At 57.6% G+C, this 12,265-nt stretch carries 3 protein-coding genes and 2 rRNA genes (1 of these 5 running past the window's edge); all 5 read left to right on the top strand.

Translation table 11 applies throughout. The annotated features are described in order from the left end of the window. Positions 1 to 2,540: ribosomal RNA gene (locus tag ACOYXJ_RS05800) — 23S ribosomal RNA — on the top strand (it extends 354 nt beyond the left edge of the window). Positions 2,541 to 2,710: 170 nt separating this feature from the next. Then, positions 2,711 to 2,826: ribosomal RNA gene (gene rrf, locus ACOYXJ_RS05795) — 5S ribosomal RNA — on the top strand. Positions 2,827 to 2,979: 153 nt separating this feature from the next. After that, entirely contained in the window at positions 2,980 to 6,432 is a 3,453-nt protein-coding gene (gene recC / locus ACOYXJ_RS05790) for an exodeoxyribonuclease V subunit gamma (RefSeq protein WP_460368390.1), read from the top strand. Further along, positions 6,429 to 10,118, top strand: a complete 3,690-nt coding sequence (gene recB, locus ACOYXJ_RS05785; RefSeq protein ID WP_460368388.1) for an exodeoxyribonuclease V subunit beta — start codon at positions 6,429 to 6,431, stop codon at positions 10,116 to 10,118. The genes recC and recB overlap by 4 nt, the downstream gene beginning before the upstream one ends. Further along, positions 10,115 to 12,223 carry an exodeoxyribonuclease V subunit alpha gene (recD, locus tag ACOYXJ_RS05780; protein ID WP_460368386.1) on the top strand — a complete coding sequence of 703 codons (2,109 nt, stop codon included), beginning with the start codon at positions 10,115 to 10,117 and terminating at the stop codon, positions 12,221 to 12,223. Before recB ends, recD begins: the two co-directional genes overlap by 4 nt. The last annotated feature ends 42 nt before the right edge of the window (positions 12,224 to 12,265 follow it).

Genomic DNA, 12,265 nt, shown 5'->3' with positions numbered 1-12,265 from the left:
GAAATCGAGTAGGACGGAGCACGAGAAACTTTGTCTGAATATGGGGGGACCATCCTCCAAGGCTAAATACTACTGACTGACCGATAGTGAACTAGTACCGTGAGGGAAAGGCGAAAAGAACCCCGGAGAGGGGAGTGAAATAGATCCTGAAACCGTATGCGTACAAGCAGTGGGAGCAGACTTTGTTCTGTGACTGCGTACCTTTTGTATAATGGGTCAGCGACTTATTTTCAGTGGCGAGCTTAACCGAATAGGGGAGGCGTAGCGAAAGCGAGTCTTAATAGGGCGTCTAGTCGCTGGGAATAGACCCGAAACCGGGCGATCTATCCATGGGCAGGTTGAAGGTTGGGTAACACTAACTGGAGGACCGAACCGACTACCGTTGAAAAGTTAGCGGATGACCTGTGGATCGGAGTGAAAGGCTAATCAAGCTCGGAGATAGCTGGTTCTCCTCGAAAGCTATTTAGGTAGCGCCTCATGTATCACTGTAGGGGGTAGAGCACTGTTTCGGCTAGGGGGTCATCCCGACTTACCAAACCGATGCAAACTCCGAATACCTACAAGTGCCGAGCATGGGAGACACACGGCGGGTGCTAACGTCCGTCGTGAAAAGGGAAACAACCCAGACCGTCAGCTAAGGTCCCAAAGTTATGGTTAAGTGGGAAACGATGTGGGAAGGCTTAGACAGCTAGGAGGTTGGCTTAGAAGCAGCCACCCTTTAAAGAAAGCGTAATAGCTCACTAGTCGAGTCGGCCTGCGCGGAAGATGTAACGGGGCTCAAACCATACACCGAAGCTACGGGTATCACCTTCGGGTGATGCGGTAGAGGAGCGTTCTGTAAGCCTGTGAAGGTGAGTTGAGAAGCTTGCTGGAGGTATCAGAAGTGCGAATGCTGACATGAGTAACGACAATGGGTGTGAAAAACACCCACGCCGAAAGACCAAGGTTTCCTGCGCAACGTTAATCGACGCAGGGTTAGTCGGTCCCTAAGGCGAGGCTGAAAAGCGTAGTCGATGGAAAACAGGTTAATATTCCTGTACTTCTGGTTATTGCGATGGAGGGACGGAGAAGGCTAGGCCAGCTTGGCGTTGGTTGTCCAAGTTTAAGGTGGTAGGCTGAGATCTTAGGTAAATCCGGGATCTTAAGGCCGAGAGCTGATGACGAGTTACCCTTTGGGTGACGAAGTGGTTGATGCCATGCTTCCAAGAAAAGCTTCTAAGCTTCAGGTAACCAGGAACCGTACCCCAAACCGACACAGGTGGTTGGGTAGAGAATACCAAGGCGCTTGAGAGAACTCGGGTGAAGGAACTAGGCAAAATGGCACCGTAACTTCGGGAGAAGGTGCGCCGGTGAGGGTGAAGGACTTGCTCCGTAAGCTCATGCCGGTCGAAGATACCAGGCCGCTGCGACTGTTTATTAAAAACACAGCACTCTGCAAACACGAAAGTGGACGTATAGGGTGTGACGCCTGCCCGGTGCCGGAAGGTTAATTGATGGGGTTAGCTAACGCGAAGCTCTTGATCGAAGCCCCGGTAAACGGCGGCCGTAACTATAACGGTCCTAAGGTAGCGAAATTCCTTGTCGGGTAAGTTCCGACCTGCACGAATGGCGTAACGATGGCGGCGCTGTCTCCACCCGAGACTCAGTGAAATTGAAATCGCTGTGAAGATGCAGTGTATCCGCGGCTAGACGGAAAGACCCCGTGAACCTTTACTATAGCTTTGCACTGGACTTTGAATTTGCTTGTGTAGGATAGGTGGGAGGCTTTGAAGCGTGGACGCCAGTTCGCGTGGAGCCATCCTTGAAATACCACCCTGGCAACTTTGAGGTTCTAACTCAGGTCCGTTATCCGGATCGAGGACAGTGTATGGTGGGTAGTTTGACTGGGGCGGTCTCCTCCTAAAGAGTAACGGAGGAGTACGAAGGTGCGCTCAGACCGGTCGGAAATCGGTCGTAGAGTATAAAGGCAAAAGCGCGCTTGACTGCGAGACAGACACGTCGAGCAGGTACGAAAGTAGGTCTTAGTGATCCGGTGGTTCTGTATGGAAGGGCCATCGCTCAACGGATAAAAGGTACTCCGGGGATAACAGGCTGATACCGCCCAAGAGTTCATATCGACGGCGGTGTTTGGCACCTCGATGTCGGCTCATCACATCCTGGGGCTGAAGCCGGTCCCAAGGGTATGGCTGTTCGCCATTTAAAGTGGTACGCGAGCTGGGTTTAGAACGTCGTGAGACAGTTCGGTCCCTATCTGCCGTGGACGTTTGAGATTTGAGAGGGGCTGCTCCTAGTACGAGAGGACCGGAGTGGACGAACCTCTGGTGTTCCGGTTGTCACGCCAGTGGCATTGCCGGGTAGCTATGTTCGGGAAAGATAACCGCTGAAAGCATCTAAGCGGGAAACTTGCCTCAAGATGAGATCTCACTGGAACCTTGAGTTCCCTGAAGGGCCGTCGAAGACTACGACGTTGATAGGTTGGGTGTGTAAGCGCTGTGAGGCGTTGAGCTAACCAATACTAATTGCCCGTGAGGCTTGACCATATAACACCCAAGCAATTTGCGAACTCGAGAGAGACCAGATTGCGGTGTGTGAAGACGAAACGAACCGAAAGTTCGACTGCACTTAAAAAAGCAGCACAAAACACCGAAAGCTGTCACATACCCAATTTGCTGAAGCGAGGCCATATGGCCACGACTCAGTACCCGAATTTCTTGACGACCATAGAGCGTTGGAACCACCTGATCCCATCCCGAACTCAGCAGTGAAACGATGCATCGCCGATGGTAGTGTGGGGTTTCCCCATGTGAGAGTAGGTCATCGTCAAGATTAAATTCCGAAACCCCAATTGCGAAAGCAGTTGGGGTTTTGTTTTGCCCGCAGGAAAGTTCTTACAGCATTCGCAGGCGCCGTCCGGCTGTCACAACCTGCCGACAATGCTAAGGTTCTGCCCTGGCTTTCGTACTTTCCAAGGAATCCTTTATGCCGGACGCTCAGTCCCTCAACGCTGCATTCATGGTGGTCCAGAGCAACAGCCTGGACGAACTGCGCAGCCTTGTGATCAGCATCATGCGGCGTTATCCGCTGGCTCCCCTGGAAAACGAAATAGCTCTGGTGCAGAGCAATGGCATTGCCCAATGGCTCAAATTGGCCTTGGCCGAAGATCCTGAGGAAGACGACCTTGGCGGTTGCGGTATTGCCGCAGCGATTGATGTGCAACTGCCGGGCAGTTTCATGTGGCAGTTGTACCGCATGGTACTGGGGCGAGATGAAATCCCTCCCAAATCCCTGCTCGATAAAGCCCCGCTGACCTGGCGCCTTATGCGTCTGCTACCTCAGGTCATTGATCGCCCGCATTTCGAGCCGTTGCAACGCTTCCTTACCCATGACACCGACCTGCGCAAGCGCTACCAATTGTCCGAGCGCTTGGCGGATCTATTCGACCAGTATCAGGTGTACCGGGCCGACTGGCTTGAAGACTGGGCCGAAGGTCGGCATCAGTTGCGCAATGTCAGAGGTGAAGTAAAACCATTGCCCCCGACCAGTTGCTGGCAGGCGGAACTGTGGCGTGCGCTGCTGGATGACGTTGGCGAACAGGGGATGGCACAGAGTCGTGCCGGCGTTCACCAACGGTTCATCGAACGCATCAACAATCTTGCCGAAGCTCCTGCGGGATTGCCTTCGCGAGTGATCGTTTTCGGTATTTCTTCGCTGCCAGCCCAGGTGCTTGAAGCACTGGCCGGGCTTGCGCGTTTCAGTCAGGTCCTGCTGTGTGTTCACAACCCGTGCCGCCACCACTGGGCCGATATTGTCGCCGACAAGGATTTGCTGCGGCACCAATACAAGCGGCAATCGCGCAAGACAGGAATGCCCACAGTGCTGGACCCTGATGCACTGCATCAACACGCTCATCCACTGTTGGCTGCATGGGGTAAACAAGGTCGGGACTACATCAACCTGCTCGACAGTTATGACGATCCCAATAGCTATCGGGCGGCTTTCCGCGACGGCCGCATAGACCTGTTCAGCGAAACTCAACCACACAATCTGCTCAATCAACTCCAGGACGACATTCTCGAGTTGCGCCCACTCAATGAGACTCGCGAACACTGGCCTGTAGTCGATCTGGTACAAGACGAGTCGATCCGTTTCCACATTGCCCACAGCGCTCAGCGTGAAGTCGAAATACTGCATGACCAGCTTCTGGCGCGGTTCAGTGCCAACCCGGATTTGCGTCCTCGCGATGTGATCGTAATGGTGCCTGACATCGATAGCTACGCCCCGCATATCCGCGCGGTGTTTGGTCAGCTTGACCGGCAGGACGAGCGGTTCATCCCCTTCACATTGGCGGATCAAGGGCAACGTGGTCGTGATCCACTGCTGATCGCAGTCGAACACCTGCTTAAGCTTCCCGACAGCCGTTTTCCGGTCAGTGAAATCCTCGACTTGCTTGACGTTCCTGCACTTCGCGCTCGTTTCGGTGTGGAAGAACGCGACCTGCCAACACTGCACCACTGGATCGAGGGTGCCGGCGTGCGTTGGGGCATGAATGCCGAGCAGCGAGCGGGTCTGGGTTTACCTGACGAGCTTGAGCAGAACAGCTGGCATTTCGGTCTGCGTCGCATGCTTCTGGGTTACGCCGTCGGCAGTGCCAATGCATGCGAAGGGATTGAACCCTACGATGAGATCGGCGGACTCGACGCCGCACTGATCGGGCCGTTGGTGGCTCTGCTCGATGCGCTGGAACTGGCCCACCAGCAGCTCACCCAACCCGCTCAACCCAAGGAGTGGGGGTATCGATTGCAAGCGCTGATGCAACTGTTCTTCAAAGCCAGCAACGAGCATGACGACTACTTGTTGACCCAACTCGAAGAGCTACGTGAGACCTGGCTGGAAACGTGCGATGCAGTAGGCTTGGCGGATGAGCTACCACTGACTGTGGTTCGTGAAGCCTGGCTCGCGGGTCTGGATCAGGGGCGCTTGTCTCAGCGCTTTCTGGCCGGCGCCGTGAATTTTTGTACGCTGATGCCCATGCGCGCCATTCCATTCAAACTGGTCTGCCTGCTGGGAATGAACGACGGCGATTATCCCCGCGCGCAGCCGCCGCTGGATTTCGACCTCATGGGTAGCGACTACCGCCCGGGAGATCGTTCCCGGCGCGAAGACGACCGCTATCTTTTGCTTGAAGCGCTTTTGTCTGCGCGCAACCAGCTGTACATCAGTTGGGTTGGTCGCAGCATCCGTGATAACAGTGAGCGACCGGCTTCAGTGTTGATCGGCCAATTGCGGGATCACCTCGCAAGTGGCTGGCGATTGCTCGACGAAAACCGCGATCTGTTGAGTGACATGACGCAAGAGCATCCGCTGCAACCATTCAGTGCGCGCTATTTTCATGAAGGCGATCACCTGTTCAGCTATGCCAGTGAATGGCAGGTTCTGCATCAACAGCATGAGCCTCAAAACGAAACTCAGTTACTCAGCCCTTATGTACAAGAAGAGCCGCTGAGCCTGGCTTTGTTGCAGGACTTTTTACGCAACCCGGTTCGGCACTTTTTCACCCAGCGCCTCAAGGTTTATTTCGAGGCCGCCGAAGCGCCGCTGGCCGACGAAGAACCCTTCGTGCTGGATGCATTACAGCGTTACACGCTCAGCGACAGCTTGCTCGAAGCCGCTCTCAGGCAACCCGACAATATCGATCAAGCACTGACAGCCCAGGCCCGGCGTCTGCAAAACAGTGGTCTGTTGCCTATGGCCGGGTTTGGCGAGTGCCTGCAACGTGAGCTGATCGAACCCTTGCCTGACTTGCTACAGCGTTATCGACAACTGCTGGCACTCTGGCCTACCCCTTTGAGCAGTGCGATGCCGGTCAACCTTGAATTGCAGGGCTTGCGTCTTGAAGGCTGGCTCGCGGGTTTGCACCAGCGCGCTGACGCAGGCCTGTTGTCGATCACGACCATTCCCAACAGCATCGGCTCAATCAAAAGCCGCAAATGGCATCGGCTGACCAAACCTTGGGTTAATCATTTAGTGGCCTGCGCCAGCGGACTTTCGCTGACGACAGCATTGGTCGCCAGCGACGATACATTGCTGCTTGAACCCATGGAGCCAGCACGAGCGATACGTTTCCTTGGTGACTTGCTCCTCGCTTGGCAGGCAGGCATGCGACAGCCACTGCCGATCGCGGTAAAAACCGCTTTTGCGTGGCTTTCCCAAACCGATCCGCTGAAGGCCGAAGCGGCAGCGCGTAAAGCCTATGAAGGTGACGGCCAGACCAGCGAAGGGGAGCGCCGTGAGAGCCCCGCGTTGTCCCGGCAATACGCCGACTTCGATGCATTGCTTGCAGATGAAACATTCTCCGGTTGGTGCGACGCGTTGTATCGCCCTCTGCTTGAAGCACCATGGCGTTCACTGTCCACTGAAGGGGCTCGCGCATGAGCACAAAGACACCCCTCGCACTGGCCTTTCCGCTACAGGGCAGTCAGTTGATCGAAGCCAGTGCCGGTACCGGCAAAACATTCACCATCTCAGCTTTGTATCTGCGACTTATTCTTGGGCACGGTGGCGAGTCGAGCGGCTTTGGTCGTGAATTGCTGCCACCACAGATTCTCGTCGTGACCTTCACCGATGCCGCGACCAAGGAACTGCGTGAGCGCATACGCATGCGTCTGGCTGAGGCAGCTCGATTCTTTCGTGACGAAACACCTGCCCCTGACGGACTGATTGCTGAACTGCGCGATCAATTCGAACCACAGCAGTGGCCCGGTTGTGCCAACCGCCTCGATGTCGCTGCGCAATGGATGGACGAGGCCGCTGTTTCGACCATCCACAGTTGGTGTCAGCGCATGCTCCGTGAACATGCGTTCGACAGCGGCAGCTTGTTCACCCAAACACTGGAAACCGATCACAGCGACTTGCTCGGAGAAGTGTTGCGCGATTACTGGCGGCTGTTCTGTTACCCGATGCAGGGCGATGCCTTGAGTTGGGTTCGCAGCAACTGGGGTGGGCCAGCAGCGTTGTTGCCTCGCGTGCGCGGTCTGTTCGCCAGTGAGCGCGACAGTGACGAGGGAAAGGCTCCGGCAGAGTTGATCGAGGAGTGCCTGCAAGAGCGCCGTGCGGCATTGATCGAACTGAAAATGCCCTGGCGCCAATGGGCAGACGAATTGCTCGTCATTTGCCAGCAAGGCGTTGCGAGCAAATCAGTCGACGGACGCAAGATGCAGGCACGTTACTTCGAACCGTGGTTCGAAAAGCTCAAGGCATGGGCTGAAGACGAGTCTCTGGAGCAACTGGATATCGGCACCGGTTTCACCCGACTGACCCCCGACGGCATGGCCGAAGCGTGGAAAGGTCAGGCCCCGAGCCACCCGGGTCTGGATGCCATGCCGAAACTCAAGTCGAGCCTCGATGCACTGCCCACTCCTGATGCCGCTGTGCTGCAACATGCCGCCAAATGGGTAGGCGCACGCTTTGAAGAAGAGAAGCGGCGTCGCGCCGAGATGGGCTTCGACGACATGTTGTTGCGCCTTGATGCAGCTTTGCAATCCGACGGTGGCGAACGTCTTGCGACGTTGATTCGCGAGCAGTTCCCGGTCGCGCTGATCGATGAGTTCCAGGACACCGACCCGGTGCAGTACCGAATCTTCGAGAGCATCTATCGCATCGAAGACAACAGCCCCGAGACCGGCCTGTTTCTGATCGGTGATCCTAAGCAGGCGATCTACGCCTTCCGCGGTGCAGACATCTACACCTACCTGCGCGCACGTCAGGCTACCACTGGCCGACTGCATACACTGGGCACCAACTTCCGTTCCAGCCATGGCATGGTCAACGCGGTCAATCATGTATTCGCACGTGCCGAGTCCCGAGAGCAGGGACGCGGCGCGTTTTTGTTCCGCGAGAAAAACGGCGACAACCCGGTACCGTTCCTGCCCGTGGAATCTCAGGGCCGCAACGAACGGCTGCAGGTTGCCGGGCAAGATGTCGCGGCGCTGAATATCTGGCATTTGCCTGCCGACCAGCCACTGTCCGGCGTGGTCTATCGCCAGCAATTGGCAGCCGCGTGCGCCAGCGAAATCACCGCGCTGCTCAATAGCGGGCAAAGCGCTGACGCGGGGTTCGTGCAGGATGGCAAAGACTTCAGAGGTCTGAGGCCGTCCGACATTGCGATTCTCGTGCGCGACGGCAAAGAAGCCCAGGCCGTACGCAGTGAACTCGCCGCCCGCGGCGTGCGCAGTGTTTATCTGTCGGACAAGGATTCGGTTTTCGCGGCGCAAGAGGCTCACGACCTGTTGTCCTGGCTCAAGGCCTGTGCCGAACCGGATGTCGAACGTTCCCTGAAAGCCGCGCTGGCCTGTATCACCCTGAACCTGCCATTGGCAGAGCTGGAACGTCTGAACCAGGACGAACTGGTGTGGGAAACCCGGGTCATGCAGTTCCGTGGCTATCGCGAGCTATGGCGCAAACAAGGTGTATTGCCGATGTTGCGCCGCCTGCTGCACGACTTCCACCTGCCGCAAACCCTGATGAGACGCACAGATGGTGAGCGTGTACTGACCAACCTTTTGCACCTGTCGGAATTGATGCAACAAGCGGCTGCGGAGCTGGACGGCGAACAAGCGCTGATTCGTCATCTGGCCGAGTTGCTGGCAGTGTCCGGCCAGGCTGGCGAAGAGCAGATTCTACGTCTGGAAAGCGACGAGCAACTGGTCAAAGTCGTGACCATCCACAAGTCCAAAGGTCTGGAATATCCATTGGTGTTCTTGCCGTTCATTTGTTCGGCGAAACCCGTGGATGGCAGTCGATTGCCACTGCATTATCACGACGTCGAGGGCAAGGCTCAGATTAGCCTCAAGCCGACTGCCGAGCTGATCGCGCAAGCGGACGATGAGCGCCTGGCTGAAGACCTGCGCTTGCTCTACGTGGCACTGACGCGCGCGCAGCACGCCTGCTGGTTGGGCGTGACGGATCTCAAACGCGGCAATAACAACAGCTCGGTGCTGCACCTTTCGGCGCTGGGTTATCTGCTTGGTGGCGGCGCATCGCTGGGCGAGTCCAGCGAACTGAAACGCTGGCTGCAAGATCTGCAACAGGACTGTCCGGCCATTCACATCGATGAAATGCCACAACCTACCGACGAGCATTACCAGCCGCCACGCAATGACGCCGTGCTGAGTGCGACGCTGTTGCCCAAGCGCAAGGCCAGTGAAAACTGGTGGATCGCCTCCTACAGCGCATTGCGCATCAGCGACGTATTGAGTGTCGGCAGCGATGAAGCGCCGGACAGCCCGCAAGCGCAAAAACTATTCGATGATGAGCGCCTCGATCCCGACGCCCCGCGAGAAATCATTGCCGGTGGCGCCGATATCCATCGCTTTCCTCGTGGCCCCAATCCAGGAACGTTTCTTCACGGTTTGCTGGAATGGGCCGGTGATGACGGCTTTGCCGTTACCCGCGAGGCGCTGGAAGATGCGATTGCCCGACGCTGTAACCTGCGTGGCTGGGAAGGCTGGATCACCACCCTGAGCGACTGGCTGCAGCACCTGCTCAAATCGCCACTGCCGATTGCTGGCGGGCAACTACCGGTTGTTCTTGAGCAACTGAAGCAATATCGGGTCGAGATGGAGTTCTGGTTCGCCAGCCATAAAGTCGATGTCCTCAAACTCGACGAACTGGTGCGTCAGCACACTCACAGGGGCGTGGCCCGTGTGGCGGCAGAACCGGTGCAACTCAACGGCATGTTCAAAGGCTTCATCGACCTGACCTTTGAACACAATGGCCGTTACTACGTGGCCGATTACAAGTCCAACTGGCTCGGCGTGGATGATCTGGCCTATACCGAGCAGGCCATGGAGCAGTCGATCCTCGACAACCGTTATGACCTGCAATACGTGTTGTACCTGCTGGCGTTGCATCGCCAGCTCAAGGCCCGGCTGCCTGATTATGACTACGACCGGCATGTCGGCGGGGCGTTGTATCTGTTTCTGCGCGGTACTCGCGCCGATAGTCGCGGTGTCTATTTTGTACGTCCGCCCCGTGAGCTGATCGAGCGTCTCGACCGGATGTTCCAAGGCAAACCCGAACCCAAGACCGAGCCCGCCTGGGAACAGGGAGTCCTGCTATGAGCCGCACCTTTGCCGATCTGCTCCCTACGCCGCTGGCTGCTGACAGTCTGTCGAGGTTATCGCCCCTGACCAGCGCCGACGACCTGTTGATATTGCTGACCCGGTGGGTCGAGCGCGGCTGGTTGCGTGCGCTGGACAAAGCGTTTGTCGGGTTCCTGCACGAACTTGAACGCAACACGGATCCGCTGGTGTTGCTTGCTGCTGCCCTGACCAGTCATCAACTTGGCCACGGTCATGTCTGTCTCGATCTGTATGAAACCCTGAAAGCGCCCGACTTCGCTCTTTCGCTGCCCCCCGAAGGGGACGTGCAAGGTGGTGTCTTGTTGCTACCTTCGCAATTGCTCGAGGCGCTCGACGGTGCTCACTGGTGCAAGGTTCTAGCGGGCAGCTCTCTGATCGCACTGGCGGCGGATAGCAGCGATTCAGCACAACAACGCCCGTTGGTGTTGGCGGGCAAACGCCTGTATCTGCGACGCTACTGGGCCTACGAGCGGCGCATCGATACGGCATTGCGTCAGCGTCTGCAGCAAGTCGAGCCGACGCCGGACGATCTGCCGCAGCGCTTGAACGAGCTGTTCGGATCAGCGAAAACGGGTGAGGTGATCGACTGGCAGAAACTCGCCTGCGCCCTCGCAACTCGTGGCGCTTTCAGCATCGTCACCGGTGGTCCGGGCACCGGCAAAACCACCACCGTGGTGCGTTTGCTGGCCCTGCTTCAAGCGCCTGCGGTTGCCACCGGTCATCCGCTGCGAATTCGTCTGGCGGCACCGACGGGCAAGGCCGCGGCGCGGCTGACCGAGTCCATCAGCCAGCAAGTGCAATCGTTGGAAGTCAGCGAAGCGGTGCGGGCGAAAATCCCTTGCGACGTCACCACCGTGCATCGCCTGCTGGGCAGCCGTCCCGGCACCCGCCACTTCCGTCACCACGCCGGCAATCGCTTGCCGCTGGATGTGCTGGTGGTCGACGAAGCCTCGATGATCGACCTGGAAATGATGGCCAACCTGCTGGATGCCTTGCCCACCCATGCTCGACTGGTATTGCTCGGTGACAAGGATCAATTGGCCTCTGTGGAGGCCGGCGCGGTGCTCGGGGATTTGTGCCGAGACGCCGAAGGTGGCTGGTACAACCCGCAGACCCGACGGTGGCTGGAGTCGGTCAGCGGTGAGTCGCTGCAGGACAGTGGCTTGCATGAAGACGTCGATGGCACCCACCCGCTGGCCCAGCAAGTGGTGATGTTGCGCCACTCCCGGCGCTTCGGCGAGGGCAGTGGGATTGGTCAGCTCGCGCGTCGGGTCAACCAACAGTTGCCGGATGAAGCGCGCCAGTTGCTCACGGCCGGGCACTATGACGATGTGTATTCGCTGCCGCTCAAGGGCGAGCACGATCACACGCTGGAGCGACTGTTGCTGGAGGGGCATGGCGACGGCCCACAAGGCTATCGCCATTATCTGAGCGTGCTGCGTGATCAGCGTCCACCCTCGGGCCGGCCACTCGAACATCCGGACTGGGTCATTTGGGCCCGTGAAGTCTTGCAGGCGTTCGACACCTTCCAGTTGCTGTGCGCCGTGCGCAAAGGGCCGTGGGGTGTCGAAGGTTTGAATCAACGCATCACCGCCGCGCTGCTCAAAGCACGTCTGATCGAAAACGATCAGCAATGGTACGAAGGCCGCCCGGTATTGATGACTCGCAACGACTACGGTCTGGGTTTGATGAACGGCGACATCGGCATCGCCCTCAAGCTGCCCGAGCGCGAAGGCCCTGACGCCGGCAAACCCGTGTTGCGCGTGGCGTTCCCGCGCAACGACGGTCAGGGCGGCGTGCGCTTCGTATTGCCCAGCCGCCTCAATGACGTCGAAACCGTCTATGCGATGACGGTGCACAAGTCCCAGGGCTCGGAGTTTGCCCACACGGCGCTGATTCTGCCGGATGCCTTGAACCCGGTACTGACCAAAGAACTGATCTACACCGGCATTACCCGGGCTAAACATTGGTTCACCTTGATCGAATCCCGCTCCGGCGTGTTTGAAGAAGCGGTGCAGCGCAGGGTCAAACGCCTGAGCGGGCTGATGCTGGAACTGGAGGAGGGCGCCGCGCCTCGGGGGTGAAACTCCAGACGATTGGCGGCGTTTACTGACCAACCGGTCAGA

Source organism: Pseudomonas sp. Tul2A7 (assembly GCF_054790505.1).
Note: the sequence above shows the minus strand (reverse complement) of the source record. Positions and strands in the feature narration are given on the sequence as shown.